The sequence below is a fragment of the Enterococcus gallinarum genome, from assembly GCF_021496385.1.
In the GTDB taxonomy this organism is placed as follows: domain Bacteria; phylum Bacillota; class Bacilli; order Lactobacillales; family Enterococcaceae; genus Enterococcus_D; species Enterococcus_D gallinarum.
In genome coordinates, this window is the sequence record NZ_CP050816.1 from 3,009,688 (window position 1) to 3,035,850 (window position 26,163).

Below are 26,163 nucleotides of genomic sequence, written 5' to 3' on the forward strand. Positions count from 1 at the left end.
AATAAATTTGAGCCATGATGAATGGAAACAAAATATGAAAGAAGTGCAGAACAATGAGATTAAAATGAGAAAATGATATAGTAGTGCTAACATACAGGAGGTGAGCAGATGGTTTTTACGATTATTCTAAAATTATTCTTTGGGTTATTTGGCTTATTGTTGGTGGCAAGACTGTTAGGGAAAAAGACACTGTCGGAAATCACACCTTTCGACTTAATTTATACTCTCGTTTTAGGCGGAATTTTAGAAGAGTCGATCTACGATGACAACGTTTCGGTCTTCCATGTCCTTTTCGCTATCGCTTTGTGGGCACTGTTGATTTACTTTATTGAAGAATTTGTTCAAAAAAATGAGACAATCAATCGCTGGTTGAAAGGCGAACCGGCAGTCTTGATTCACAATGGTCAGCTCAATATACAAGAGATTACCCGCAATCATATCGAAATGGAGCAGTTGCGAACCATGTTACGGCAAAAACAATGTTTCTCCCTTGCAAATGCCAAGTATGTTGTACTGGAAAACGCGGGGCAAATCAGTGTTTTAACACATTCAGAGGATGAGCAAACATTGGCAATCATGCTGGTTGACCAAGGAAATATTCAATATCCTGTACTGCAATCCCATCATTTGAGCGAAACTTGGCTACGAGAAGAATTACAGAAACAAGGCTATTCTTCTTTCAAAAATCTTATTTATGTAGAGTGGTCCCAAGACAATGGGTTTTATATCATCACCAAGGCAGAGACGATTCAGGCTCGCTACCGAATCGATGGCTAAAACAATCATTCGATTTTAAGATACTTTTCCTCTTTAGGAAGATGCCATCAGGAAGATACCATCCATCAACAACTATTTTCGACGAGTAATCACTTAGCAATCAGCATGAGCAAAAAAGGCTTACTTTAAAAACGTTATTTTTTCCTCACTGCCTCTTCATAGAGATTTCTTTGTTTTCTTGGAATTTTTTCAGATGAAAGAAGTATTCTACTGAATTAGATGGAGGTGAAGGGATATAGAGGTAATTGGTGGATTGATTTTTTGGATTCCTGTTTTATTGTTTCTTATTATCGGATCGATATTTATTACATGGCGAAAGAATGTCGTTGTACTACTCTTTCTTTTGATACCATTTTTGTTTTTTTTACTAAATGTTTTTGATCATCATCATTATGAACCCACGTCTGATTTGATGTACAATCTTTTAGGACTAGCTCTTTCAACGATTGCTATCATCCTTTATTTGCTTTTTCAAAGCAAAAAGAAATAGAGTCTATGCCATAAGATCTTCGACAAACGGATATCCCATCGGTGACGATGTCCCGTTGTACTCCAGTCGAATCTTGTAACAAAAGAGCGATGATTCAACGATCAATCAGATGTTTTTTATTTTTACTAAGATTAAATAAGTGAACGAATACTCACTCAAATAAAAGATATCCCAACACTGAGAAATAGTTAGCCCGTCTTCACGATTTTATCGCGAGTATTGGCTAGCTACTCTCAGGCGGGATATCTTTTTTCGCTTGAATCTTCTCATACAAAGCAGAACTCAATTTTTTCACTAGGGCCTTAGCTATTGCTATAATTGCAGGCAACTAGTCCACTTGTTCGATAGTCGTTGTCCCCCAGTTCATGACATTTGCAACATGGACATACCCATCATAAAGATTTAACAGCAAAGCGATTGCACAGACAATATAAACAAGTCGATAAAAAGAATTTGTCTTCTTGTTACGCCAAATGGCAAAACCGCTTAGGAGGATGCCTAAAGGAAAGATGAATGAGGATACGCCGGCTAAAAGCAGCAAAATCAATCCTTCATCTTTATCAGAAGACATTTGTTGGGTGATAAAACTCAACTTCTTCTTTTTATCTTCAATTTCCACATTATTCTTTTGAATTTGTTCTTTCAATTGTTCATTTTCCTGCAGCAATTCATCAATCGATACTTGATAAAGTTTGCTTAGTAAAACTAAATTATCAATATCTGGATAGCCACGCCCATTCTCCCACTTAGAGATCGACTGACGAGAAATCTTTAATTCTTCTGCTACGGAAGCTTGCGACAATCCGCTTTTCTCACGATATAATTTTAGTTGTTCCGCTAAGGCCACTAATTTCATCTCCTACACCTATTACTTTACAACTAGTTTACCATTAGAAATGGTTGCGGTCACGCTTGCATTTGTTGTAATCGTTCCAGCTTTTTGTTTAAAGCTGCAAGTAGCCTTAGTCGTCGTATGGGTTAATGAACTCGAAAGAATACTTCCTTTCAATGCTTTGATGCTCAAATTTGTCGCCGCTGTGATCTGTTCTTTTGAGTTGATCTTTACATTATAAGAAGCAGTCCAACTTCCTTTGACTGTCTTAGACACTTTATAAGTTCCTTGAGCAATTCGTGCAAAGGGTTGAATATATTCAACAGATAGTACGACTTCATCACCCGCTTCATCAATATAAGATATCTCTTGAGAACCGACGCCAGCGGTCATTTCATAAACAAGCTCATCTGTATTCTTTTCATCCGCTGCAGCTGTGACAGACACCCCCAAAAAACCTAAAAAACAGGCTACTAAAATAACTAATTTCTTCATAAAAACACTCCTCTCTTATTTGTCTTCACTTTATCGCTTTTCTTGAAATATAAGGAGAAACTATAGGTTTACAGGGGGAAACCATTGGTTTACATCCTTCATTTCCCTTTCATTGTAAACAAAAGGTTGCTTCTTTTCTATAACAATTACTGTAATAATGGAAAAGTACGATCTGTGGGGAGGTGTCAGAATGAAAAAGCAAAATAAAAGCCTATTATTCAGTTTTAGTCTGCCGCTTTTTAGTGTTTTTTTCGGTCCAGTATCTAGCCAACAATTTGGTCACTTGTACGAATATGCTTTTGGCTTCCCGCTAAGATTCATCTGGTATAGGAGTATCAATGAACCTCTTGAAAGTCATTGGGCACTCTTTTCCTTTGAAAAGATCGCTCACTTGCAAGTTGATTTACTTGGCTACTTTCTTGCAGTGCTGCTGACTTATCTCGTTTCCCGATTTTTGTTCGAGCAACTCTCACAATGGCTGCATAAGCATGTGCAAAGCGGACTATTATAAATAAAAGGAATGTTTTCGTTAAGAGGATAAACCCTTTCTCAATCCACAAAGACAATACAACCTCAAGATGTCGTAGGCGAAAACAAGTTCCCCCTATATATTGTGGATAAAACTGTTAATATGTGCATAACTCGGTCTTTGACACGCTGTTTTACGAATAAAACGGCCCAACAAGTATCCTTTTCACAGATAAATGTTGGGCTGGTATCTTAACTCATCCTCATTTTCCAGCAGACCTTCGCAAAAAATTTTTTGCCTTGCTGCTAAACTTATTTCTGTTATTCGTCATTCTCGTGCTATCCATCGATCTCTTTCAGTGCTGCTGACGGCACGTCTTCTTTGGCAATTTCTTCATACGTCTCAACATGTGCCCCTTTATTCGTCAATTTCAAAAAGCGCTCTGTCTTCAACACTTGTAAGCCTTCAAATTCTATCATTCGAGTCTGGCCATCTGCCGTGGCAGCTACTTGTTTGTAATGAGCAGTGCCATAGCCGTTGACCGATTCAGGCGCTTGCGTTTTTACATACATTTCGCTTTTTGGAACAAGTGGATTCAATTGATCTAAAATTCCTGCCACCTCTCCCGATGCTCGGTTAGTGTACAACATGATTCCCCCGCACAGAAGTAAGAAAAACAAACCAATGGATAAGATTGCTCGTACGATTTTTTTCATCATATTCTCCTTTCGTCTCTCTTTCTATCTTAGCAAAATAAAAACAGGGGAAATCGGCCTTAGGTCCCAATCCAAAATAACAAAATTGAAAGGTTGCCGTAAGAAAACTTCTACAACTTATTGATATTTGCTTAATACTGCTTATCCAGCTAGGCAACAAAGGCAAAAAAGATTACAATAATTAAAAAAGGAGTACCTATATGCTTACACATTTCAATCTTATTGCTATTCTTTTGGCAACACTTGCTTTTATGATCAGCGGGAGCTTACTTTATAATCCAATCCATGCTTGGGGGCGCTTTTGGGCAAAAGAATCTGGCATGCTAAATAAAGAAAGTCATCATATGTCTGCCGGCGATGTCGTTTTTACTTTTGGCGGGACAGCTGTTGGCGGACTATTATTGGCATTTACACTAGGACAAGTCACCTATTGGTTCAATAAGTTTGACCATGACGGTTGGATGATGACGAGCTTGCAAGTGGCCTTTTTGCTATGGCTGGGCGTATTTGCTGTGGCAACTTTCGTAAATGCAGCCTATGCTGGACAAAGCAAAAAACTGATTGGTCTGCATTTATTGAATGGTGCAATCGAGTTAGTCATTATGGGAATCATCATTGGCTTGTTTCCAGTGGTAGGTTAACAAGCTGATACGCAATCATAAGCAAGTGTTTCTCAAGCTATCGGGGGCAGAAAAAAACAGGTAATGTAAACCAATCAGTGAAAACCTGTCGTAAGGTATGAGTGGGCTAGATTGTCTTACGACAATCCTAGTAGTACTTTATTCACCCACGATCTTCTCTTAATCTCTTTCGCTGATTTAGTTGAGCTCTCGGGATTGCTTTTCCCCCTCTAGCAAGCTTGTCGTTTTTTGATTATTCTTGGGCCAAAAAAAGAAAGAAGGGATCACCATCAACTACCTGCTCAATCTCTTGTCCATTGCACGGATCGCGTTAGCTGGTCTTCTATTGATCAATCAGCAGCCTTTGTTTTCAGTCTGCTACATCATTTGCGGATTGACGGATGTTTTAGACGGATTTATTGCACGAACCTATCGATTGCAAACGACCTTGGGCTCAAAACTAGATAGTTTAGGTGATTTTGTTTTTTGGTCCATTGTCCTATTTCTTTACATTAAAACTAAGATCTATCCAGATTGGATCATTTATGGCATTGTCTTAGTCGCTAGCATTCGATTTCTTAATTTGATTTTGACTAAAGTTAAGTTTGCTCAGTGGGGGATGCTGCACACATTGAGCAACAAGATAACAGGTCTTGCCTTGTTTCTCCTGTGTTTCGTGGCATTTACTTTTGGTGACGTATCAGGATATATTTGGGTCGTGACATTCCTGCTCGCTTTGTTTTCATCTATAGAGGAAACACTGATTGTCTGGCGCAGCACTTATTACGAACCGAATCCAAAAGGCTTTTTCACTGTTTCTCATCAATCCAGCTAAATTTTAGCAACAGGAGTATCAAAAAAACGTCCAGCTCTTATTACAGCTGGACGTTTTTTGCGTACTATCTATTATGAATAGTGATGTTTATTTATTTTTTAGCGTATTCTGAAGCTTGGACCCCTGCTTGACGACCAAAGACCATGATATCAGCAACTGCATTTCCGCCGATACGGTTTTGTCCGTGAATACCACCAGTTACTTCTCCAGCAGCGTATAAACCATCAATAACAGAACCGTCTTTTTTCAAGACTTGTGTATTGGTATTGATTTTTACACCACCCATTGTGTGGTGGATTCCTGGTGCGATTTTGATTGCATAGTAAGGACCAGTTGTTAAGTCATAATCCATTGCTGTTTCTCGACCAAATGCTTCGTCTTTTTTATCTTTAACAGATTGATTCCATGTATCTAGTGTTTTTGCCAATGTATCAGCGTCCATGTCGATTTTCTTCGCTAAGGCTTCGATCGTATCTGCTTCAACGACTACACCTTGTTCTTTGTAGAAATCAACTTGTTTTGCTCGACCTGCTAATGCATCGTCAAAGATCAAGTAAGCATAGCTTTCTGGAAGAGCGGTAATCGCCGCAGAAACATTGTCGCGGGTTTCTAATTCGTTGTAGAAACGTTCACCTTGTTGGTTGACTAAAATCGCACCTTCTCCACGGACTGTTTCACTGACTAACATCCCTGTATCTTGAACAACTGTTGGGTGAACTTGAATTTGATCCATATCGACTGTTGCACCGCCAAGAGATTCAATCATCTTGATGCCGTCACCTGTACTGCCTTCAGATGTTGTGCTGACATAGCCTTTTAAATCCGGACGATATTTTTCAATCATTTCTTTGTTTGAGCCAAAGCCACCAGTGGTAACGACAACTGCATTCCCATTGATCGTTTTTTCTTCATCACCGATTTTTACAGAAACGCCAGTGACTTTTCCGTCTTTTTCGTTGATTTTCTTCACATCAGCATTCACAAACAAAGGAATTTCCTTTTCATGGATATTTCTCAATAGTCCATCTACCAAGTAGGTTCCGACAGCAGAGCCGTCATGTGGACGGTGGATACGTTTGACACTTGCACCACCACTGTAGCTGATGTTGTCTAATGTGATTCCCATGCCGTCTAACCAGTCAATGGCTGAAGCTGAGTTATCGACTAAGTAGTGTAAAAGTTCTTGGTCATTCGTACCTTTACCACCTTTTAGTGTGTCATCAAAGAACTGTTGGTTGCTGTCTTCGATTCCTTGTTCTTTTTGGAATTTTGTTTCAGAAGCATTCATCCCACCAGAAGATTTCAATGTGTTTCCGCCTGCGATCGGTATTTTTTCCAAGATGACTGGATTCATCCCAGCTTCTTTGGCAGATAAAGCAGCTGCCATTCCGGCACCACCAGCACCAACAATGACAATGTCATATTGATCTTTTAGTTCAGAAGGATCGGTATATTCTTGTTCAGATGCACCTGAAGCCACTTCTGTTTCGCTTGATGATGCTGAACTTTTTGCTGTTTCACTATCTTTTGTCGCCCCGTTACTACCACAAGCACTGAGCAATAATAAACTTGCAGCGCCAATGACCAATTTCTTTAATCCACTTGTTTTCACTTTTTTCCCCCAACTTTCTTTCTTTTGTTTGATTGTTCTTTGATTCTTCCACTGAAAAAGCAGCGCTCTAGCACTATTGATTGTTACTTTATTAACAAACAAGAATAAAAAATATTTTGACTATTAACAATTTCAATTGCTTTAAAATCAGCGTTATCATCTAAAAAACAAACCCAACATATTTATATAAACATAATAAAAATAGAAAATAATAAAATCACGCTTATATTTTGTGTAATTTTTCATTAGTTGTTCTAATCGAAATTTCATTTACTGTGTATATGTCCCCATTGATCAGCGGTGCATACATAGAAATATATACACACCGCAGGCAAAACTTTAGGAATTTTTCTTTGATTGCTTCTGGTCAAAATTTATTTGATTGCTTCTATTCTTTACTTGCCAACTGCTAGTTGCTTTTTTGGAACGATAATTTTCTACATCTTTATTACACAGAAATATCCTTAGCGCTTTCATGATTTTCGAAAACGGCACTGACTACTTGTTGCGAAAAAACAATCACATTCTCCTGCAAGATGTGTTCTCTTCTGATGGATTCGATTTTCTTTGTCAGACGTTCAATCTCTAAACTGTCGATCGCTCCACTCATGTAGATTGCCGAACGATTCTGGTAGGTGTTTGAGATAATGATGTCTGGCTCTTCAACTAGTGATTCCGCAGCAATAAAATCAATATTATAAAGAGCGGAGAAGATCTTTTTCAGCTGCATAATGAAGAACTGTTCAAATGAGAAAGGAAAATCTGTTTCTACCGAAACAACAATCTTTTTCTCAAATAAAGTAGGTGTGATCAGAGACGTGTAGGCAAGAACATATCGTAAGAGCAGAAACTCCTGTTTTTCTGTAAGTTGCCCTGTTGTGCTGCCAAAACAAATGGTACGTATTTTATTCACAAGCACTGGGTAGTAGTGTCTGTAATAGCGGATGATATCTGAATCGGAACCTACTTCCAGGAATCCTTCAAAAGCGTCATAAAAAGAATGCGCCGCCAATAAAATGCCGAAGACATTTTTCTCATTTCCGCCATTTAACGGCAATGTCAATTTTTCTGAGAGACTGACTGCTTCTAAATACACCTCTGCTTTTTCTCTTTCCCAAAAATCGATAATTTGCTTATAGGTCGCCTTTTTAGCGTAAAACTGCGTGGAAGTTTGCATCATCAAAAATAGAAAATAAATGCTTTCATCTCTAAAAAAGCTATACTGAAAGAAAGAATCTTTGATATTTTGAAACTCTTTTTCAAATAGATCTTGAGTCATATTGATCGACCATTGAGGCATTTCCTCCATTTTCAAGCGGTTGCCTTTTTTATCTCTGAGGATGTTGATCGCAATCAAGTAGCACCATTTATCCACGATCGATTGCTTCAGTTGAAAATCAAAATTAGGTAAGATTCGCTGAACGAATAATTCTCTGATATGAGCATAATTCAATTCGGGGTAGGGCCACTGACCGCCTTTACAAATCGTCCAAAAAAAGGAATGACCAAAGTAACGAATTTGGCTTTCGGACCCTTCAATCACGATCCGTCTATTTTTGGTGCCTATCTTTAATTCAAAGCGTTGCAGACTACGGTTGATGCAATGAAATTTTTTTCTTAGGTTTGAAAGGCTTATGTAATTCAATTCACAAAACTCTTCAATCTTAATTCTTTTTGACAATAGACAGTTCTCGATCACTTGATATATGACTGACTGATTATAAATTTCATGTTGTATATCAAAATAAATGTTTTTATTGCCACTAAAAGAGCACCCTAATGCTTTTTTGATTTTGATTGCTTGCGGATTGATTTTTTGCAATTCATTAAGAATACTATCCGTTGTTTTTCGATTCACATTCAGTCTTTCTGATAAATTAACGATTGTTACAAAACTATTTGACTGATAAATATAACGCAAGCAATTGACCATTAATTGGGTTCGCTTTTCAAAAAGATCCTGAATAATCATGTCTTCCTCCTGCATTAAATAGAAGTTCGTTCATAAGTTGCTTTCTTTCATACTCATATAAACTGATAAAACGATTAAATATATATATTAATTTTTAAGCTAATTTTAAACATTTGTCGAATAAGTCGCTCATTCTTCATCTGTTCTATGTAGTGCGCCTCAACAAAGGAAGAACGCTCAACTTTTTACTGTTATAAAAAAAGGCATCTGACTGCCTTCTCTGACCTTAATTCTGTAATTGATCCTCCCTACTACTTAAGTGCTTCCTTTCAGCCATCAATTTTTAATGAGAATTTAACTCCACTAACTAAAAATTATAAAGTTAATCTGTATCTTGAGAAACCCAATTCGGGAAAATGAACTCACTTTTTTTTACATTGTCACTAGAAATGTTTTGGCAGGAACTCCTATAAATGCAGGAAAATTATTGTTAATAAAGACCTTTTTATCGCTGCTTTCGGTTAGCCATTTACTGACGATAATTATCCATGTGATGCTTTTATACTTTTTCAGGAAAAACAAATCCCCCTATTTTATCTTACACAAGCAAAAGAGACCTTCGAGAATAGCCAAAGGTCTCTTGAAAAAATTATTGTTGATGTTTCTGGACTCATCCTATACGAACGTTCTTGCGAGCGGTATATGTTTTAAGATGATTTGCTTCGTGTTTTTTTTAATGCTTTAAATAAGGTGTGATATTGGCCTTTAAAGGACATGGCTTGTTCAAAAATATCTTCACCGTCATTCAGCATCTTAACAGTAACCCAACCTAAAGATTCAGTAATAGCACTGGCTACCCCCGCGTTAATGGACGCGCCGGCGATCGTACCGACCCCCGGTACGAACTTGATAATATTCCCCACAGCGCTTCTACCTAAACTAACAACAACTAATTCTTTAGAAATGCTTTTTGCGATTCCCTCGACCCACGATTGACCAAACAACTTGTGTAGTCTAGCCATCATCGTCATTTGAACAGGTACAAGGAGTATCGCATCTGAAAACGGAATAGGTGAACAACCAATGATGGCCGCCGTCAGAGAAGCGGCATGGATGATTCGATGCGCTTTCTTCTTCGTAGCATCATCCACACCCATTAAAAATTCAGAGAAGACGGCATCAAATTGGGTACGGCTTTTTGCTTGGATCTTTTCTGCCGTATGTTTTGACTTCTCAAAAGATCGACGAATGATCCCTGCCGTTTTGTTTGGTAGTTTGGTTAAAACTTCTGCAAAGAATGACTGAAACTCTTCTTGTTCTGCCGATTCTTTCACAGGTTCATCCACTTGTTGCAGCAAAATCTCTTTTTGAGATTTTTTATTTTTGGGAGTGTTTCTCTTTAATTTCATAAAAACCACCTTTAATGATTAGTTGTCATAGATTTAGTTGCTTTCTCAACCTCTTATTTTCATCATACACTAACAAACAAAAATCACCTAAAGCCGCGCTTCAGGTGTTATAATTCTTAACGGAAGCACAAGAAATCAACTTCTTTCTAACAGAAAAGCTAACATGACCGATCCAACGATACCCTCTTTAAACGAGAGTCTCTCCCGTGGTATAATGACTACTTGTTTCTTGGGTATTATGAAAGTGTCATAACCTCTTTTCAGAGAAGCATGTCTAATCGAGCGTGTTTTATTCATATAGGCAGCAGCTGCTGCCAATCCCCACAACAAATCATCAATTGATAAGGAGAAAACAAATCAATGACCTATGCACTTGAAATAAAAGATCTAAAAAAAGTCTATGCGACCGGCGTCGAAGCATTACGCGGTATCAACTTGACAGTTGAAGAAGGTGACTTCTATGCGCTTTTAGGGCCGAACGGTGCTGGCAAATCAACAACCATCGGGATCATTACTTCACTAGTAAACAAATCTTCTGGCAGTGTCAAAGTTTTCGGTTATGATTTGGACAAAGAATTGGTTCAAGTCAAGCAACAAATTGGCTTAGTTCCACAAGAATTCAATTTCAATCCTTTCGAAACAGTACAGCAAATCGTCGTCAATCAAGCGGGCTACTACGGCGTTCCTCGCAAAGAAGCGATCGCTCGTAGCGAAAAATACCTAAAGCAATCCAATTTATGGGAGAAACGCGATGTTCGGGCCAGAATGCTTTCGGGAGGAATGAAGCGCCGTTTGATGATTGCACGGGCTCTGATGCACGAGCCGCGACTCTTAATCCTCGATGAACCAACAGCTGGCGTAGATATCGAACTGCGCCGAGAAATGTGGGCCTTCTTGCAAAAATTAAATAAAAATGGTACGACGATTATTCTAACCACTCACTATTTAGAGGAAGCAGAAATGCTCTGCCGCAACATCGGAATCATTCAATCCGGTGAATTGATCGAAGATACCAGCATGAAGACCCTTTTGTCCAAATTACAGTTTGAGACATTCCTCTTTGACTTAGATACCTATGTGAAACCACCTGTGATCTCCGGCTATAAAAGTGCTTTTGAAGATGATCAAACGTTAGCAGTCGAGATTGAGCGCAATCAAGGCGTTAATGATTTGTTTGAGCAATTTACTAAGCAAGGAATCAAAGTTCTTTCCATGCGCAACAAATCGAATCGTTTAGAGGAACTCTTTTTGAAATTAACCGAAGAAAAACATGAAGCGGGGGAAAAAAATGTTTAGTCTTTATTTTACAGCATTAAAAAGTCTAGCGGTCAAAGAAACCAACCGCTATTTACGGATTTGGGTCCAAACACTCGTACCACCAGTGATAACGACTTCGTTGTACTTTATTATTTTTGGGAAAATGATTGGCGGCCGTATTGGCGAAATGGGCGGCTTCTCCTACATGGAATTTATCGTTCCCGGGCTGATCATGATGTCAACGATCACCAGTTCTTACGCGAACGTTTCGTCTTCTTTCTTTTCTCAGAAGTTTCAAAAGAATATTGAGGAACTTTTAGTTGCACCCGTACCTACTCATGTGATTATTTGGGGATTTGTTTTCGGTGGTTTGGGCAGAAGTATTTTAGTTGGTATGCTGGTCACAGTGATTTCTCTCTTTTTTGTTCCTTTGCATGTTTTTTCTTGGGTAATGGTTATTCTGACATTAGTGATGACCGCAATTCTTTTCTCACTAGCTGGTTTGCTAAATGGTATCTTTGCCCAATCATTTGACGATGTATCGATCGTGCCAACGTTTGTCCTACAGCCACTGACTTATTTAGGAGGCGTCTTCTATTCCATTTCGATGCTGCCACCAATTTGGCAAGCTATTTCTAAAGTGAATCCAATCGTCTATATGATCTCTGGATTCCGTTATGGCTTTTTGGGCACAACTGATGTGCCGATTTTAGTCTCTGTTCTGATTCTAGTTTTATTCATAATTGTTTTGTACGGTATCTGTTGGAAATTAATTGAAAAAGGCCGCGGTCTACGCAGCTAAGAAACTGACGGCTATCTTTCAATGAAAACAGGAAGGCTGTGCCAAGAACTAAGAGAGTTCTTGGCACAGCCTTTTTCTAATTCTTTTTGCCTTGTCTTTCGGGACTGACCCAAACACCGCTGCCGTGTCCCAAAATTGTTTTGACCGCTGGTATGAAGGTCGTTACGATCGTTAAAGCATTGACCATCCAATAAATCAGCATATAAAATGGTGCAAAAATGAAATACTTGATTTTTCTGCCAGCATCGTCCACCAATAAACTAGTCAACAACTGCATGATCCCAGCAACCATTTCAAAACAAACGAATAGGAAGGCCATTGTCACCATATGATACATTCGTTCAATGTTTCCTTCGAATGCAAAACGAAGAAAAGAAAAGATGAACAGTGCTGAAGAGATCCAAAAGAAGATCGACCAAATAATACTCAATGTTTGATCCACAAACATGACGGACCGACCAATATTTTGAAATGGATGAGTGAATACTTTTTTGAAATTTGTCAGCCAGACTTCTGTACCGCCTTTTGCCCAACGTTTCCGTTGGCGATAAAGCATCTTCATGGTCTCAGGAACTTCCATGAAAAACATGATCCGCGGAGCAAACAAGGACAACCAGCCTTGGAATTGGTGATCCCAGGCAATACTGATATCCTCGGTGGCACGATTTTGGCGGAAGAGTCCCACATCGATCAAAGCATTTTTTCGATACATCGTGTTGGCACCGCTGTATGCATAGATAACACCTAGCACGCCTTGTTGCGTCCGCTTGATAATACCTACGATACTTGAAAATTCAACAGTTTGTGACTTACTGACAATCGTCGTTCGATTCTGAACGTCCATGTTTGCAGTGATCGCTGAAATATTTACCGCATCTTGGCGAATAAAGTAATTGACATATTTCCAGAGTGCATCGGGTTCCGGTACAGTATCTGCATCGTTACTCAAAATCAGTTCTCCATTAGCAAAACCGATCCCGATATTAAAGGCATGGGCTTTTCCTTGGTTTTTTTGGATGCGTACCACTCGTAGATTAGGGTAGGTTTGCTGCAAACGCTTAAGGATTTCTGGTGTTTGATCCGTTGAGCCATCATCTGTGACTAACACTTCGTAACGGGTATAATTCAGTTTATTCATTAAGTAATGAATGGTATCTTCAATGACCACTTCTTCATTATGGGCAGGGACCATGATCGTGATCATTGGCTCTACTTCTTCGGGAATGGGGATCCATTCAATCTGTTGATGCTTAAACAAATACGTATGACAAAGGACGCCAATGAACCAAGCAAAGCCGCCTAAGATTGGATAAGTAAATAAAATGGCCACTAATAGAAAAAGGAAGAAATCCACTATCGGGTATCCCGTATCGATTTGTTCAATCATAGAGAGACCCCCTTATCTTTATACAACTTTACTATTTCTGTTTCCGTTAGATTTTGTTCCGGTTTCACTTCATAATAACAAACAGAATGCCGCATCTCTTCAGGACCAAAACGGTCATCAAAAAATTCTTCCAACACTTCTTTGCGCTGTTCAAGTTTTCTTTCATCATGCAAGACTTCTTTCCGCAATGTATGGCGAAAACGCCGATTGTTCCTCACGGTCAACAGAACAAAAAGAATAACTAAAAGAACGAAGGAAATTCCTAAAAACAATGCTAACAATCTAAAAATAGTAGCTTCCTCCACATAGGTCCTAAATCGTATTTGAGCGGCTGTTTGCGGAAAGAAAACCGGGAAAGCGACCCAAACGAATGGTACGATCACAGCAATCCACGCAAGCAGTGTCAAAAATGATTGCCACAACGTTAACTTTAAATGTCCTTTTTCAAAAAACAAATCTGAAACCAGCTGTTGACTGACTTCTTCTCTGGTGATTCTTTTTTTCATCCCACATCCTCCTTTTGGCTGTAACTCTCTTCTCCATCTATACATCGCTTATTCCTAAAAAGAAGCATCAACCCTGGTAGCGGTCACAAAAACACTTAATCAATAAAAGCTATATTTGTCCTCTTGTAGGACTAGGTCTAAGCGAGTATACCTACATTTTAGTTGAATCGATTCGAAAGAAAAAGAAACTAGCTTGCGCCAGTTTCCTTGTGATCCTATTCTTTTAATTCGACTTCCTAAAAAGAAAACCGCTAACAACAATTTCAAAAGTTATCAGGCAAGTCCATTTTTTTGAACACCCACGAATCTTGCTTTTTAGTACCCTTTCATCCAGACAGATTCTAATTGATTTCCGTCCGGATCAAGCACTTCAAAACCAAGCATTTCTTCCTCTGGAATCCCCATCTCTACTTGAAACGACTGTCCCCCATTGGCTTCAGCCGCTTTAGCAAAGTCTCGAGCTCCTTCAGGTGTATCAAAGCTAAATGCGATCAAGGCAGCATTCGTCTTTTGCGTATCCGCAATCTTTCTACCATTTAAAAACTGTTCATAAAACGCATATTCTGACAGCATCACCCAAATCGTCTCATTCCACATCATTCCACTTGATGTTTCATTCGAAAATTCTTCATTCTTGCTAAAGCCCAACGCTTCATAAAAACTAGTAGCTCGCTTGATATCTTGAACAGGCAAATTGATAAAAACCATCTTTCCCATGCTGTTTCCTCCTTTGACAAACCCGAGCGACATGTCATTGCTCCTTTATTATAAAGGGCCGATCCAGATATACAAAACAATCAATTTGAAGCTATTTTCACAAAAAATGCAGCGGCATTTTTCAGGATGACTCCTTTTCTCCATGCCAGCTGCATTGTTTCATATCGATTTTTCCGTTTGTTTTAAAGACGATCCCTTCTGCTAGCAGCCGCTGCTTTCGTTCTACGGCGGTAAAGCCCACAATCTCGCCGTCTGCTCGTACTACCCGATGGGCTGGTAATGACTCTGGGCAATATTTCATGGCGCGTCCTACAGCTCGTGCACCATTCAAGCGACCTAAAGCCCAAGCTATTTGGCTGTAAGAAGCCACTTTGCCATACGGAATCTTCTTTACGAAACGATACACCTCTTCATAAAATGGATTCATACCTATCAAGCAGCTCCTTTCAATCGTTAGCGAATTTTCTTGTTCGCTCAATGCACGATAACTTGCATGCCATAAAGGGCATGTTCATAAAACCATTTTGCATCTGCAACAGTCAAACGGATACACCCATGAGAATTGGCTTTTTGTCCTAGTTCTTCTGCTTCTTCTTCAATGTAATCTCCCGAAGCGTCAATCGGCACCGAATGAAACAAGTAGACGCCATGATCTTTCCAAGATACCCAATAGTTCGCTCCCTCGCCAGAAGATTCATTAAAAAAAGTTTCTCCTCTTTCAGCTTGAATGGAATAAGTTCCTGTAGGCGTTCTTCGGTCTCCTCCTGATCCGGTAGAGCAAACCATCGTATAAAGCACTCGATTCTTCCGCATGATCTTCACCCGCTGGTTTGCCAATGAGACATCGACCCAATCACCTTCTTGTAAAACAGGATAGGCTTTCTTCTCAGATGGATGACGCCAATCTGCGACGGCTACTTCTGTCGAAGAAGAATCCTCTGAGGATTTAGACGTTCCTGATCTCTCCTTTTTAGTAATTGCATTTTTTTTCGTAGGGATCGTTGCTTTTTTAGGAATGGTCTGTTTGGTCTGTTCTGTAGACTGGTTCGTCTGACCAGCGGCTACGTTATGTGATAGGCTGGCACTAACAATGAATAACAGCACAGCACTCACAAACATACCAATGGTTCTTTTAGGGTATCTTTCTTTCATTATTTCTATCCTTACTAAGCCGTCGAAAAATCTCTCAGGCACAATTTCCAGTTCATTTTACCAAAGCTGCTTCTAAAACGTGATTTTAATCAGCAGTGACAAAACAAGTTAACAGCAGATTTCGTTTCAGCGTCTCTTAAAAAACTCTTGATAAAATGATCCATTAGCAGTTTAACGCCTTTGTAACTAAAAAGCCAGTTAAAAATGAAAGAGTAGAACCAGCCTACAACATCGTGCAGCGCTTCAAACGGATGCGGACAGGCCTCATTCAATCGGGTGGTAACTAAACCCTCGTCCTAAAACTTCAGCTACATTGCTGGCAATTACAAATGCCTGCGGATCAATGCTTTCAATCAATTGTTTGATATCAGCAAATTCTTGATCGTTGACAACGATCAATAAAACTTGTTTCTCACTTCTTCGATGAACACCTTGTGCTTCTAACAAGGTTGCCCCTCTAGAAATTGCCGTTGCAATGGCCGCTTGAATCTCGTCAAGATGTTCCTCACTCATGATCATCACAGACTTCTTGCGGTCCATCCCAGTTTCGATATAATTCATCACGATCGAAGTAATCACAATCGAAAGAATCGCAAACAAAAATTCTTCAAACCCAAAAACCAGTAAACTCATTGTTACCACAACCGCATCTGTGGCTAAAAGCCCAATGGAAGGATTGATATGGAAATATTTCTGGAAGATCAGCGGCGGAATCGTAGTTCCGCCACTAGAAGAATTATTTTTATATAAAATAGCAACCCCAGCAGCAAAAATCGCACTCCCAAAAATAACAGACAGCAGACGATCACTGGCCAACATATATTCAGGCACTACGGCAATTGCTAACGGAAAAACTATGCTGCCGAACAGCACCTTGAAGAAAGGCGCTTTCCCCAAAAAAACATAGGCCAGAACCAACATCACACTGTTCAGAACCATGATCACAAGCGCACGGTCCCAGCCCAAAGCAGATTCCATCAAGATTCCAATGCCACTGACCCCTCCAGCTGCAATATGATGAGGACCTAAAAACATGTTGATGCTCACCGCTAGAATCACCAGTGCAGAGAGTATTTTACTATAAGTTATCAATTGCTTCATTGTCTTCCTCTTTTCTTTGATCATCCGAATAGAAGCTGTCATTTTTTCCGAGAACTTGTGCTTTTACTATACCCTCATCTCTGAGTTGTGACAAAATTTCTGTTCAGAAGACTGAAACTTTTTTTCTTATAGGATCAAGTACAGGCAAGAAAAATTTGCTCAAAGCTTGGTTGTTTAGGAACCTTTTGACTTGCGTTCTGACGTTCATTTTCTCACAGAATCGTTGGAAAAGAGAAGCATTTTTTTCAGCCTTCTCTGAAAATGATCATCCAGAATGCTGCTGCATTTCCATCTTTTTGCTCTTGACTCTCTTTAGAGATTCCCTTATTATCAAGGTTAACGATTTTAAATCAGAATTTTCTGAATTTTTAGGCGAAATAAACAAAATGAGGAAGGATGAACCATTTGAAGACAAACAAACAAACCACTTGGTCTGGCGAACCCAACGAAGCAGCAATCCAACTGCTCCAGCAAGAAGGCAAAGTCATCGTTTGCCCCACTAAAGTAGGCTATATTATTGCCGTCTCTGACAAGAAAGGACTAGAACGCAAGTTTTCTGCCAAAAATCGCAAACGTAATAAGCCAGGAGTTGTATTATGCAGCTCATTGGAACAATTACAAGAATTAGCAGAATGGAACGATGAAATTGCGGCAGTTTACCAAAAATGTTGGGACAACGATGTTCTTTTTGGCGCGATCTTACCATGGAAAGAGTCTGGAAAAGCATATATTCCTGACGGATCGCAAGAATTGATGATGGATACCAGGGAAACGAGTTGTTTCGTCATCAAATTCGGCGTTCCTGGAGAACAAATCGCTAAAGCTCTTTGGGAGGAAAAGCAACAGCTATTGTTTGCCAGCTCAGCAAATCCTTCTGGTAAAGGCAATCGTGGTCTGGTGGAAGGAATTGGTGAACAAATCGCTAACGAAGCAGACCTCATCATTGAAAGCAATGACTATGTCGCTTCGATCCAACCAGATAAAACGATAGAGACCCGCTACGAACAAGGAGTCATGGTTTCTTTCGTAGATTCTGCTGGCAAATTGATTCCTCATCAAGGCTCTCAGCGATCGATCACCCCGGCGCCTGTATTGATTCGGAAGGGTTTAGCTGTAGATAAAATCCAACTGTTTTTGTCCGATCACTTCAATTCCTGGGACTATCGCCACGGCGAATACTACTAATCAATTCATAGATTAGGACATCAGTCCAAGCATTCAACTAACCTTAGCTACGACTCTTCGACCGTAGCTGAGACTTTAGATTGAACTGCTTACAGCTGATGTCCTAATTTTTTGAGGGTAATTCTTGCATACAACAGCATTTTCCTTTCAATACTACTCTCCACAGATCAAATCATTTCTTTGATCGTCATGATAGCGTTCCAGATTTAATGATTCAGCTTACTGGTTACATCAGTCAGTCCCCTATGAAAACAGCCTCTTCCTAAAGAATAGAGCTACTATTTCTTGATGATCATCTGAATCGCTTGTTCCAGCTTCTGTGCTTGTTCTTGAGGATCTTTTTCTGGATTCTCAAAACAATCTTTCAAGTTCTCTGCAACAATCATGCCCATCACACGATCGATACTTGAACGTACCGCACTTAACTGAGTGATGATATCGATACATTCCTTCTCTTCTTCGATCATTTTTTGAACCCCACGAATCTGCCCTTCGGCACGTTTTAAACGATTCAGCACATTTTTTTGATCACTTCTTGTCTTATTCATCGTCTCACTCCTTCCCCATTAGAATATACCCTACAATGGTATAACGGTCAAACATTCTTTTCGTATCCGCAATGTTAATCAAATCAAATCATTGACAAATATAGAAAAACGGGGTTTAATATACCCCATACCGTATATAAAGGAGAATGTCTATGTTTTCATTGTTTCGTTCTGTCCCTTCCATCTCTATTCGTGATTTTTCCGCAGCACTGACTGCAAAAACGAAAGTTATTGATGTCCGGACGCCCTCTGAATACCGGGGTGGGCATATTCGAAATGCCGCCAATATCCCATTAAATAAAATCGCCCACTATTCAGGAAAAAAAGAACCGTTATATGTGATCTGTCAATCAGGCGTCCGCAGCAAACAAGCTGCCAAATTATTGATTAAAATGGGCTATGATGCCACAACGATTCGCGGTGGCATGAATCAATGGCAAGGACCAATTCAAGGAGGAAAATAAAATGAAAGTACTGATTGTCGGTGGGGTCGCCGGAGGCATGTCTGCTGCAACTCGATTACGCCGCTTAATGGAAGATGCTGAAATCATTGTTCTAGAGAAAGGTCCTTATGTGTCATTTGCGAACTGCGGCCTTCCTTACTTTATCGCAGGTGAAATTACTACTCGCGATCAATTACTACTGCAAACACCAGAGTCCTTAAAGGCACGTTTTGGTTTGGATGTTCGTCCAAATCAAGAAGTACTGGCTATTCACCCAGAACAAAAGACTGTGACTATCCATCGAGATTCTGAGACTTATGAAGAATCATATGACAAGTTGATTCTTGCTCCGGGAGCAAAAGCAATCATACCAAAAATCCCAGGATTAGACCGTGCCACAAACTGCCGTCAGTTACGAAATGTGCCGGATATGGATGCTATTTTGCAGAAAATCGATCAACATACCCGCCAAGCCGTCGTAGTCGGTGCCGGCTTTATTGGATTGGAAATGGCAGAAAGTCTGAAAAACCGTGGCTTAGAGGTCACCGTCGTTGAGAAAGCATCGCAGGTTTTACCTTCGATGGATGAAGAAATGGCTGCCTATGTCAAAAATGAATTGATAGCGAAGGGAATCAAGGTCATTACGGGCCAATCCGCAGTTTCTTTTGAAGAAGAAGGGAAAAAAATTCGGTTAGAAGATGACACTGTACTGGACTCAGACCTGACATTATTGTCTATCGGGGTCCAACCAGAATCAAGATTAGCAGCGGAAGCTGGGATCACTACTGGTATTCGAGGAGGAATCCTTGTAGACGAAAACTACCAAACGTCGCAAAAAGACATTTACGCTGTCGGAGATGCTATCGTCACGAAACAACAATTAACTGGAGAAGATGCGTTGATTTCTTTAGCCTCACCAGCTAACCGTCAAGGCCGGCAAGTCGCAGACGTGATCGCTGGTCTGCCAAGGAAAAACCGTGGCAATATTGGAACTGCTATCCTGCGAGTCTTTGGGCTTACAGCAGCCATGACCGGATTAAGCGAGAAAGCAGCAGTATCTGCGGGCTTGCAGCCAGCTGTGATTCATGTCAGCGGAAAAGATCATGCTGGCTATTACCCTGGTGCTAAAGATCTGCTATTGAAATTGATTTTTAATAAAGAGACAGGTACTCTCTATGGTGCTCAGGCCGTTGGACAGAGTGGCGTCGATAAACGAATGGATGTATTAGCCACAGCCATCAAAAGTGGATTGACGGTGGCAGATTTAACAGAACTGGAACTGAGTTATGCACCGCCTTTTGGTTCCGCCAAAGATCCAGTGAACCTGATCGGCTATGCGGCATTGAATCTAATCGAAGGGATCAGTGAATCAATCCAGTGGCATGAACTTTCTGCAGAATTAGCTGCCGGCAAACAATTACTAGATGTCCGCAATACAGCGGAAATGACTGGCCGCTTCAAAAACGCCCTGCATATTCCGCTGAATGAATTACGAGACCGACTGACTGAACTTGATCCGACTGCTTCTTATATCGTCAGCTGTCATAGCGGACTGCGAAGCTATTTAGCCGAACGGATTCTCAAACAATCTGGCTACGAGGCAAAAAATCTAGACGGGGCTTTTGCGCTTTATCAAACCGTCAGACCGGAGGAAATCATTCATGTATCGCTCGATCACAATGCCTGAATTTTATCAAGCAAGCAAACAACAGAAGTTCCACCTGATTGATGTCAGAGAAGTCGATGAATTTATCAGCGGCCATGTACCAAATGCGCAAAATAATCCGTTATCTCACTTCACTACTGCCAATTTGGAGAAAGACCTTGACTACTACGTGATTTGTCACTCAGGTGCTCGGTTAGAGCAAGCCTGTCACTATATGGACCAGCAAGGGTTCAAGGCGATCAATGTATTAGGCGGCACTTCTGCTTGGCCAGGTGAACTCGTTTAAAACACGTTGCACCAAATAAAACCCAATGACCGCTACTTTGATCCAAGTAGCAGTCATTGGGTTTTGGTTTAAACTCGTCAGCTAACTATTCAAAAACAAATTGATTGTGGTAAAGTTCGGCATAAAACCCGTTTTCTGCCAATAATTCTTGATGGCTACCTTCTTCGATGACTTGCCCCTCCCGCAAGACAACGATTCGATCGGCATTCAAAATCGTCTTTAGACGATGGGCGATGACAAAACTGGTCCGTCCTTTGATGGCTTCATCCATTGCTTGCTGAATCTTCGCTTCCGTCACCGTATCAACATTACTGGTAGCTTCATCCAAAATCAATAAAGATGGATTGGTCAAAATCGTGCGAGCGATACTCATCAACTGCTTTTGCCCGGTACTGAATAGATTGTTTTCTTCCGTGATTGGTGTATCATACCCTTGTTCTAACGTCATGATAAATTCATGGATGTTGGCCTGTTTTGCTGCTGCAATAATCGCTTCCTCACTGGCATCCGGCTTACCAAAAGCAATATTTTCCCGAATCGTCCCAGAAAACAGTACCGAATCTTGCAACACGATCCCCACATGCTCCCGCAATGCATCTAAATCTAACTGTCGAATGTCCTGACCATCAAATGTTACTGAGCCATTCGTCACATCATAGAAGCGATTCAAAAGATTCATGATGGTTGTCTTTCCAGAACCAGTTGGTCCTACCAATGCCACCATTTCACCCTTTTTGACATGGATGGTGACATCTTTAAGGATTAAACGATCACTATCATAACCGAAATCAACATGATTCAATGCCACTTCTTGCTTGATACCAGTGATTTTTTCACCATTTGCCGGTTTTTCTTCATCCGGTTCATCAAACATCTCATTCAAACGACGGGCGCCAGTGATTGCCAATTGAATCATGCTGTAACCAGAAGAAATCTGCATCAACGGTTGATAGTATTGTTGAGAATATTGAACGAAAGTCACCACAAGGCCTAGAGCAACTGAACGTTCCAAATCCCCATTCAATGCTAACCAACCGCCAAAGAAAATCACGATCGCCGTGTTGACCAGCGACATTCCTTGCATCATTGGGAAAAGCAATCCTGAGTAAACTTGTCCTTTGTAAGTGGCTTCCCGAACACTTTGGTTGTACTGCAAAAATCCATCAATCGTTTCTTCTTGAAGACCGTTGGTGATGATGATCCGTTGGCCGCTGATTTTTTCATCAATGTACCCGTTTAGTTTTCCTACTTCATCTTGCTGCAGATCGACATATTTGCGAGCTTTTTGGATCACAATGACTGCAATCAGGATGGCAATTGGTGTAGACGCAATCGTCGCCCAAGCTAATGTGACATTTTGTCGGAACATCATGATCAAAATCCCGATCATCAATACCACATTGGTCAATACTTGCAGCAATGCTTGATTCAAGCTGTTTTGAATGTTATCCAAATCGCTGGTAAAACGACTCAAAATTTCACCATCTTGATGGGAATCAAAAAATTTGATCGTCAATTTTTCCAATTTATTGAATAACCCGATTCGCATCCGATTGGTGGATTTCCCCACCACTTGCGTGAACAAGATACTATAAATAAAGTTTGCTCCACTTGCCAATACGTAAAACAGCAGTAACTTCCAGATGACAGATACGAATTTTGACTTGTCATCTACGCCTTGCATCAATCCACCAACATAATTCGCTAATTCCTGAAAGGCTTGCCCCACATAGACCGGTGCTTGGACTTGCAGATAAGTGGCTGCAATCACGGTAATGAAAATGAAAAAGAAAGAGAGTTTGTATCGTTTTAAATAGTGATAAAAAAACTTGCTTGCTTTGATCAAATCCGTCATGGTTATTCAGCTCCTTTCTGAGTCTCAAAAATTTCCTGATAAATTGGATTGTTGGCAGCTAACTCTTGATGGGTACCTACTCCAACCAGATGACCTTTATCCAACACCAGGATACGGTCCGCATTCACAACAGAAGCAATTTTCTGTGCAATGATGATCGTGGTGGTAGCTTGCAGTTCTTTTTCAAAGGCTTCACGAACCAATTTTTCCGAACGAGCATCCAATGCGCTCGTACTATCATCTAGAATCAAGATTTTTGGTTCCCCGATGACACCTCGTGAAATAGACAGCCGTTGCTTTTGACCACCAGAAAAATTACTGCTTCGTTCCGCTACGGGTGCTTCAAAACGGTTCGTCAATTTTTGAATGAATTCACTTGCCTGCGCGATTTCTGTTGCATGGGTCATTTCAGGGACAGTGGCGTTCTTTTTGCCGTGGCGCAGATTTTGGGCAATGGTTCCGGAGAAAAGAATCGCTTTTTGTAGAACAAAGGAAACGGTTTGACGTAAGCTTTGCTCATTTACTTCTCGTAAATCGACGCCTCCAACTCGCACGGTTCCTTCCGTTGGATCAAACAATCGCGGAATCAATTGAGCTAATGTCGATTTCCCTGCACCAGTTGCCCCGACGATCCCAATCATTTCTCCAGGAGCGATTGAAAAACTGATGTCTGTCAAAGCATTTTTCTCATCCCCAGGATAACGGAAAGAAACGTGCTCGAATGCCACACTGCCTGCTAATTCTTGCTGTGGAACATCTTTGTAGGACAAGTCTGGTTCGGTAACTAGAATTTCTTTCAATCGTTTGAGAGAGACCGCTGCCCGAGAAGTCATCATCATCATCATACCGCCGATAATGATCGCCATCATGATCTGCATCAAATAATTCATGAAAGAAGCGATTCCCCCGATCAATGTCGGATCGTCTTTTGCAAGGTCGCTGACAAAGAAGATCGCGCCTACGACCGCTAAGTTGGCTGCCAGCATAAAGGACGGAATCATCACAGAGAAAAGCGTACCAACGATGATGTTGTGTTTTGTTAGTTCGTCGCTGACTTTCGTGAAACTGTTCAATTGATTTTTTTCTTGAACAAATGATTTCACCACACGAATCCCTAAAAGATTTTCTTTTGCTGCACTATTGATTTTGTCGATCAAATTTTGAATGATCATGAAATGTTTGCCCATCTGTGTAAAAGAAAGACCAGTAATGATCACTACTGCAACGATCAATGCGACGATTACCCACCAAAGTTGAGGCATCGTGATCATGGCTAAGATAAAGGCACCAATAAATAAGAAAGGAATCCGAAACAACGACTGCAAGGAGATCATCACTAAATTTTGGATTTGGGTGATGTCATTGGTCAGTCGAACCACCAGATTTCCTGCTGAGAATTTCTCGATATTACCAAACGAGAAAGTTTGGATTTTACGAAAGGCTTCTTCACGAATATCCGCACTGACTCCTTGCGCTACTTTGGCAGAGAAAATAGTATTGATGACCCCAGCCACTAGCCCAAACACGGCTAGACCGATCAATTGGACCCCAATCGATTTCATTTCATTATCGTCTTCTTTAATGATTGCTTCCAATACTTGTTGCAGCAGCTTCGGCTGCCATAACGTAGCCAGTACCATGACAGCTACAGAAACCAGCGCAATAAAGACAGCGCCTTTGTATTTCTTTACATGGCGTAAAACAAGATCCATCTTAAAACACACTCCTTTACAGTTTGACAGGCATTATTTAACACTGTAAAATAAAGCCGGACAATAATTTACCATTTTTAGAAAAATGTTGCAAGCGAACAAAGGATGATTTTTTTATGGAACAGAAGTTATCAAAAGAATCAATTATTCATGCGGCTTTTGCCTACCTAAAGGAAACATCTGACCTTTCTCAGTTAACCATGCGCAAATTGGCAAAAGTACTTTCTGTTCAAGCACCGGCATTGTATTGGTATTTCACGAACAAACAAGAGCTGTTGCAAGCGATGGCTGAAACGATGGAAAATGATCTGCCGGATGTCCCTGCGGGTAGCTGGCAAGAACAGTTGCAAACCTTTATGGCCAATTACTACGATCTCTATCTCCAATATCCCTGTGGTGCAGAACTAGAGATTCATACGATTCCTTCCTATCCTAGCCGACTGCTGCATTTAGAGCAAATGATCACTATATTGATCGAAGCCGGCTTCACTCCTGCCCAAAGCCGTCAAACCGTTCAGGCATTGCATCATCTCTTATTGGGACACTTACTCGATCGTCAAAAAGAAGAACAATTACGAGCAAAAATTGTAACTGGCGATGAAAAATTGCGGGCACATGTCTCTGCTATGCGCAGCTATGTTGTTGAGAATCATTTAAAAGGGATGGCAGAAGGCATCCAACAACGCAAACAAATCGACGAACGTCAAGTTTTTCTGGAGAGTATCGCGATTTATCTGGCTGGCTTACACAAGCGAAATACCTCTCTAAAATAAAAAAACGCAAACAAATCTCACTAAGTTTCCTTAAATCACTTTCCGATTTCAAGGCACGAGGCTCGTTGGTGTTTTTGTTGCGTTTTTTAAAGCGTTGTTAGTTCTTCTTTTTGTTTTTTCGTCAATTTCTGATAAACCAGTTCATAAGAGGTCAAAATCAACTGTTCAATTTGTTCGTCTGTTACCTCATCCGCTGCTAGACGAATAGAATTCCAGTGGGTTTTATTGGCATAGTATCCGGGAATAATCGCCTTAGGGTATTGTTCACGTAATTCTTCATTGACTTCCGGTTTATTTTTCAACGTAATGATCGCATCATCATTCGCTTCAGGACTCATCATACCAAACTGTTTGCCGATTAGACCAAAATAAATCGTCCCCCAATCCTCACGATAGGCCACATTAGCACCTGCCAATGACTGACCGTAACTTTTCAGGCGATCGATTCGTTGTTGGATCTGATTATTCATTGCCATCCCTCCGGTTTGAAACTGATTTTTTCTTTAGTGTACCATATCTTAGAGGGTTTCTTTCATCAGCAAACTGTTGATTTAGATAAAAAAACAGACCCGCTAAGCGAGTCTGTGATACGTATGAATGTTTGGC

General features: G+C 40.3%; 27 protein-coding genes. 11 read left to right on the top strand and 16 right to left on the bottom strand.

What is annotated here, in order from left to right; all coding sequences use genetic code 11:
- Positions 1 to 108: 108 nt before the first annotated feature.
- Complete coding sequence (locus HED61_RS14615) at positions 109 to 777, top strand: DUF421 domain-containing protein (RefSeq protein WP_176332955.1); 669 nt, start codon at positions 109 to 111, stop codon at positions 775 to 777.
- 818 nt (positions 778 to 1,595) lie between these two features.
- Here HED61_RS14615 and HED61_RS14620 read toward each other — a convergent pair.
- A complete protein-coding gene (locus tag HED61_RS14620) occupies positions 1,596 to 2,114 on the bottom strand; it encodes a helix-turn-helix domain-containing protein (RefSeq protein ID WP_003125666.1) in 519 nt (172 codons plus the stop codon).
- Between the two features lie 21 nt (positions 2,115 to 2,135).
- Positions 2,136 to 2,594, bottom strand: coding sequence for a DUF5626 family protein (locus HED61_RS14625; RefSeq protein ID WP_003125665.1), 459 nt, complete (start codon positions 2,592 to 2,594; stop codon positions 2,136 to 2,138).
- Between the two features lie 190 nt (positions 2,595 to 2,784).
- Here HED61_RS14625 and HED61_RS14630 point away from each other — a divergent pair, with 190 nt between their 5' ends.
- Positions 2,785 to 3,105 carry a hypothetical protein gene (locus HED61_RS14630; RefSeq protein WP_219645155.1) on the top strand — a complete coding sequence of 107 codons (321 nt, stop codon included), beginning with the start codon at positions 2,785 to 2,787 and terminating at the stop codon, positions 3,103 to 3,105.
- 296 nt (positions 3,106 to 3,401) lie between these two features.
- Here the strand turns inward: HED61_RS14630 and HED61_RS14635 are convergent, their stop codons facing one another.
- Positions 3,402 to 3,713, bottom strand: coding sequence for a YxeA family protein (locus HED61_RS14635; protein ID WP_369914311.1), 312 nt, complete (start codon positions 3,711 to 3,713; stop codon positions 3,402 to 3,404).
- Positions 3,714 to 3,979: 266 nt separating this feature from the next.
- Here HED61_RS14635 and HED61_RS14640 point away from each other — a divergent pair, with 266 nt between their 5' ends.
- Together HED61_RS14640 and HED61_RS14645 are read left to right on the top strand one after the other, a co-directional pair.
- Positions 3,980 to 4,420: a DUF1761 domain-containing protein gene (locus tag HED61_RS14640; protein ID WP_003125662.1), complete on the top strand. Its 441-nt coding sequence runs from the start codon at positions 3,980 to 3,982 to the stop codon at positions 4,418 to 4,420.
- Positions 4,421 to 4,658: 238 nt separating this feature from the next.
- Positions 4,659 to 5,234, top strand: a complete 576-nt coding sequence (locus tag HED61_RS14645) for a CDP-alcohol phosphatidyltransferase family protein (protein WP_219645154.1) — start codon at positions 4,659 to 4,661, stop codon at positions 5,232 to 5,234.
- A gap of 91 nt (positions 5,235 to 5,325) precedes the next feature.
- Here the strand turns inward: HED61_RS14645 and HED61_RS14650 are convergent, their stop codons facing one another.
- From HED61_RS14650 to HED61_RS14660, 3 genes are all read right to left on the bottom strand, one after another.
- Positions 5,326 to 6,846, bottom strand: coding sequence for a flavocytochrome c (locus HED61_RS14650; RefSeq protein WP_219645153.1), 1,521 nt, complete (start codon positions 6,844 to 6,846; stop codon positions 5,326 to 5,328).
- A gap of 448 nt (positions 6,847 to 7,294) precedes the next feature.
- Complete coding sequence (locus HED61_RS14655) at positions 7,295 to 8,818, bottom strand: helix-turn-helix domain-containing protein (protein ID WP_228073963.1); 1,524 nt, start codon at positions 8,816 to 8,818, stop codon at positions 7,295 to 7,297.
- 647 nt (positions 8,819 to 9,465) lie between these two features.
- Positions 9,466 to 10,167, bottom strand: coding sequence for a YcjF family protein (locus tag HED61_RS14660; RefSeq protein ID WP_034704047.1), 702 nt, complete (start codon positions 10,165 to 10,167; stop codon positions 9,466 to 9,468).
- A 360-nt stretch (positions 10,168 to 10,527) separates the two neighbouring features.
- On the opposite strand from HED61_RS14660, the gene HED61_RS14665 reads away from it, so the two are divergent.
- Together HED61_RS14665 and HED61_RS14670 are read left to right on the top strand one after the other, a co-directional pair.
- Complete coding sequence (locus tag HED61_RS14665; RefSeq protein ID WP_003125657.1) at positions 10,528 to 11,463, top strand: ABC transporter ATP-binding protein; 936 nt, start codon at positions 10,528 to 10,530, stop codon at positions 11,461 to 11,463.
- Positions 11,456 to 12,226 carry an ABC transporter permease gene (locus HED61_RS14670; RefSeq protein WP_003125655.1) on the top strand — a complete coding sequence of 257 codons (771 nt, stop codon included), beginning with the start codon at positions 11,456 to 11,458 and terminating at the stop codon, positions 12,224 to 12,226. Before HED61_RS14665 ends, HED61_RS14670 begins: the two co-directional genes overlap by 8 nt.
- A gap of 76 nt (positions 12,227 to 12,302) precedes the next feature.
- On the opposite strand, the gene HED61_RS14675 is transcribed toward HED61_RS14670, so the two are convergent.
- The 6 genes from HED61_RS14675 to HED61_RS14700 form a co-directional block, all read right to left on the bottom strand.
- Complete coding sequence (locus HED61_RS14675) at positions 12,303 to 13,613, bottom strand: glycosyltransferase family 2 protein (protein ID WP_113849356.1); 1,311 nt, start codon at positions 13,611 to 13,613, stop codon at positions 12,303 to 12,305.
- Positions 13,610 to 14,119 carry a hypothetical protein gene (locus HED61_RS14680; protein ID WP_005470580.1) on the bottom strand — a complete coding sequence of 170 codons (510 nt, stop codon included), beginning with the start codon at positions 14,117 to 14,119 and terminating at the stop codon, positions 13,610 to 13,612. The genes HED61_RS14675 and HED61_RS14680 overlap by 4 nt, the downstream gene beginning before the upstream one ends.
- Positions 14,120 to 14,434: 315 nt before the next feature.
- Positions 14,435 to 14,836: a VOC family protein gene (locus HED61_RS14685; protein WP_003125651.1), complete on the bottom strand. Its 402-nt coding sequence runs from the start codon at positions 14,834 to 14,836 to the stop codon at positions 14,435 to 14,437.
- Positions 14,837 to 14,957: 121 nt separating this feature from the next.
- The gene (locus tag HED61_RS14690; protein ID WP_003125650.1) at positions 14,958 to 15,263 is read right to left on the bottom strand and encodes an MGMT family protein; all 306 of its coding nucleotides are present in this window, start codon (positions 15,261 to 15,263) and stop codon (positions 14,958 to 14,960) included.
- A gap of 47 nt (positions 15,264 to 15,310) precedes the next feature.
- Positions 15,311 to 15,988 carry a L,D-transpeptidase gene (locus tag HED61_RS14695; RefSeq protein WP_050762645.1) on the bottom strand — a complete coding sequence of 226 codons (678 nt, stop codon included), beginning with the start codon at positions 15,986 to 15,988 and terminating at the stop codon, positions 15,311 to 15,313.
- 264 nt (positions 15,989 to 16,252) lie between these two features.
- The gene (locus HED61_RS14700) at positions 16,253 to 17,089 is read right to left on the bottom strand and encodes a YitT family protein (RefSeq protein WP_029486479.1); all 837 of its coding nucleotides are present in this window, start codon (positions 17,087 to 17,089) and stop codon (positions 16,253 to 16,255) included.
- A gap of 396 nt (positions 17,090 to 17,485) precedes the next feature.
- Here HED61_RS14700 and HED61_RS14705 point away from each other — a divergent pair, with 396 nt between their 5' ends.
- Positions 17,486 to 18,274, top strand: a complete 789-nt coding sequence (locus HED61_RS14705; RefSeq protein WP_003125646.1) for an L-threonylcarbamoyladenylate synthase — start codon at positions 17,486 to 17,488, stop codon at positions 18,272 to 18,274.
- A gap of 278 nt (positions 18,275 to 18,552) precedes the next feature.
- On the opposite strand, the gene HED61_RS14710 is transcribed toward HED61_RS14705, so the two are convergent.
- Positions 18,553 to 18,822: a metal-sensitive transcriptional regulator gene (locus HED61_RS14710; RefSeq protein WP_156247686.1), complete on the bottom strand. Its 270-nt coding sequence runs from the start codon at positions 18,820 to 18,822 to the stop codon at positions 18,553 to 18,555.
- A gap of 152 nt (positions 18,823 to 18,974) precedes the next feature.
- Between HED61_RS14710 and HED61_RS14715 the strand changes: the two genes are divergently transcribed.
- The 3 genes from HED61_RS14715 to HED61_RS14725 are packed head-to-tail and all read left to right on the top strand — an operon-like array spanning position 18,975 to position 21,217.
- On the top strand, positions 18,975 to 19,286 hold the full coding sequence (locus HED61_RS14715) for a rhodanese-like domain-containing protein (RefSeq protein ID WP_171917265.1): 312 nt from the start codon (positions 18,975 to 18,977) through the stop codon (positions 19,284 to 19,286).
- Position 19,287: 1 nt separating this feature from the next.
- Positions 19,288 to 20,952, top strand: coding sequence for an FAD-dependent oxidoreductase (locus HED61_RS14720; RefSeq protein WP_003125642.1), 1,665 nt, complete (start codon positions 19,288 to 19,290; stop codon positions 20,950 to 20,952).
- Entirely contained in the window at positions 20,927 to 21,217 is a 291-nt protein-coding gene (locus HED61_RS14725; RefSeq protein WP_219645152.1) for a rhodanese-like domain-containing protein, read from the top strand. The genes HED61_RS14720 and HED61_RS14725 overlap by 26 nt, the downstream gene beginning before the upstream one ends.
- Positions 21,218 to 21,302: 85 nt before the next feature.
- On the opposite strand, the gene HED61_RS14730 is transcribed toward HED61_RS14725, so the two are convergent.
- Positions 21,303 to 23,072 carry an ABC transporter ATP-binding protein gene (locus tag HED61_RS14730; protein ID WP_219645151.1) on the bottom strand — a complete coding sequence of 590 codons (1,770 nt, stop codon included), beginning with the start codon at positions 23,070 to 23,072 and terminating at the stop codon, positions 21,303 to 21,305.
- 2 nt (positions 23,073 to 23,074) lie between these two features.
- Positions 23,075 to 24,784, bottom strand: a complete 1,710-nt coding sequence (locus HED61_RS14735) for an ABC transporter ATP-binding protein (protein WP_219645150.1) — start codon at positions 24,782 to 24,784, stop codon at positions 23,075 to 23,077.
- Positions 24,785 to 24,900: 116 nt separating this feature from the next.
- Here HED61_RS14735 and HED61_RS14740 point away from each other — a divergent pair, with 116 nt between their 5' ends.
- Positions 24,901 to 25,557 carry a TetR/AcrR family transcriptional regulator C-terminal domain-containing protein gene (locus HED61_RS14740; RefSeq protein WP_103300245.1) on the top strand — a complete coding sequence of 219 codons (657 nt, stop codon included), beginning with the start codon at positions 24,901 to 24,903 and terminating at the stop codon, positions 25,555 to 25,557.
- 86 nt (positions 25,558 to 25,643) lie between these two features.
- Here HED61_RS14740 and HED61_RS14745 read toward each other — a convergent pair whose 3' ends face one another.
- Complete coding sequence (locus tag HED61_RS14745; RefSeq protein WP_103300244.1) at positions 25,644 to 26,027, bottom strand: MmcQ/YjbR family DNA-binding protein; 384 nt, start codon at positions 26,025 to 26,027, stop codon at positions 25,644 to 25,646.
- Positions 26,028 to 26,163: the final 136 nt, after the last annotated feature.

What these genes read in the sequence shown, in the direction of transcription:
- HED61_RS14710 (WP_156247686.1), bottom strand. Translation starts at nt 18,822, where the DNA reads ATGAATAAGACAAGAAGTGATCAAAAAAATGTGCTGAATCGTTTAAAA.
- HED61_RS14630 (WP_219645155.1), top strand. Translation starts at nt 2,785, where the DNA reads ATGAAAAAGCAAAATAAAAGCCTATTATTCAGTTTTAGTCTGCCGCTT.
- HED61_RS14655 (WP_228073963.1), bottom strand. Translation starts at nt 8,818, where the DNA reads ATGATTATTCAGGATCTTTTTGAAAAGCGAACCCAATTAATGGTCAAT.
- HED61_RS14660 (WP_034704047.1), bottom strand. Translation starts at nt 10,167, where the DNA reads ATGAAATTAAAGAGAAACACTCCCAAAAATAAAAAATCTCAAAAAGAG.
- HED61_RS14715 (WP_171917265.1), top strand. Translation starts at nt 18,975, where the DNA reads ATGTTTTCATTGTTTCGTTCTGTCCCTTCCATCTCTATTCGTGATTTT.
- HED61_RS14705 (WP_003125646.1), top strand. Translation starts at nt 17,486, where the DNA reads ATGAACCATTTGAAGACAAACAAACAAACCACTTGGTCTGGCGAACCC.
- HED61_RS14665 (WP_003125657.1), top strand. Translation starts at nt 10,528, where the DNA reads ATGACCTATGCACTTGAAATAAAAGATCTAAAAAAAGTCTATGCGACC.
- HED61_RS14680 (WP_005470580.1), bottom strand. Translation starts at nt 14,119, where the DNA reads ATGAAAAAAAGAATCACCAGAGAAGAAGTCAGTCAACAGCTGGTTTCA.
- HED61_RS14635 (WP_369914311.1), bottom strand. Translation starts at nt 3,713, where the DNA reads ATGTTGTACACTAACCGAGCATCGGGAGAGGTGGCAGGAATTTTAGAT.
- HED61_RS14640 (WP_003125662.1), top strand. Translation starts at nt 3,980, where the DNA reads ATGCTTACACATTTCAATCTTATTGCTATTCTTTTGGCAACACTTGCT.
- HED61_RS14615 (WP_176332955.1), top strand. Translation starts at nt 109, where the DNA reads ATGGTTTTTACGATTATTCTAAAATTATTCTTTGGGTTATTTGGCTTA.
- HED61_RS14745 (WP_103300244.1), bottom strand. Translation starts at nt 26,027, where the DNA reads ATGAATAATCAGATCCAACAACGAATCGATCGCCTGAAAAGTTACGGT.
- HED61_RS14730 (WP_219645151.1), bottom strand. Translation starts at nt 23,072, where the DNA reads ATGACGGATTTGATCAAAGCAAGCAAGTTTTTTTATCACTATTTAAAA.
- HED61_RS14695 (WP_050762645.1), bottom strand. Translation starts at nt 15,988, where the DNA reads ATGAAAGAAAGATACCCTAAAAGAACCATTGGTATGTTTGTGAGTGCT.
- HED61_RS14735 (WP_219645150.1), bottom strand. Translation starts at nt 24,784, where the DNA reads ATGGATCTTGTTTTACGCCATGTAAAGAAATACAAAGGCGCTGTCTTT.
- HED61_RS14675 (WP_113849356.1), bottom strand. Translation starts at nt 13,613, where the DNA reads ATGATTGAACAAATCGATACGGGATACCCGATAGTGGATTTCTTCCTT.
- HED61_RS14625 (WP_003125665.1), bottom strand. Translation starts at nt 2,594, where the DNA reads ATGAAGAAATTAGTTATTTTAGTAGCCTGTTTTTTAGGTTTTTTGGGG.
- HED61_RS14725 (WP_219645152.1), top strand. Translation starts at nt 20,927, where the DNA reads ATGTATCGCTCGATCACAATGCCTGAATTTTATCAAGCAAGCAAACAA.
- HED61_RS14700 (WP_029486479.1), bottom strand. Translation starts at nt 17,089, where the DNA reads ATGAAGCAATTGATAACTTATAGTAAAATACTCTCTGCACTGGTGATT.
- HED61_RS14670 (WP_003125655.1), top strand. Translation starts at nt 11,456, where the DNA reads ATGTTTAGTCTTTATTTTACAGCATTAAAAAGTCTAGCGGTCAAAGAA.
- HED61_RS14690 (WP_003125650.1), bottom strand. Translation starts at nt 15,263, where the DNA reads ATGAATCCATTTTATGAAGAGGTGTATCGTTTCGTAAAGAAGATTCCG.
- HED61_RS14685 (WP_003125651.1), bottom strand. Translation starts at nt 14,836, where the DNA reads ATGGGAAAGATGGTTTTTATCAATTTGCCTGTTCAAGATATCAAGCGA.
- HED61_RS14740 (WP_103300245.1), top strand. Translation starts at nt 24,901, where the DNA reads ATGGAACAGAAGTTATCAAAAGAATCAATTATTCATGCGGCTTTTGCC.
- HED61_RS14720 (WP_003125642.1), top strand. Translation starts at nt 19,288, where the DNA reads ATGAAAGTACTGATTGTCGGTGGGGTCGCCGGAGGCATGTCTGCTGCA.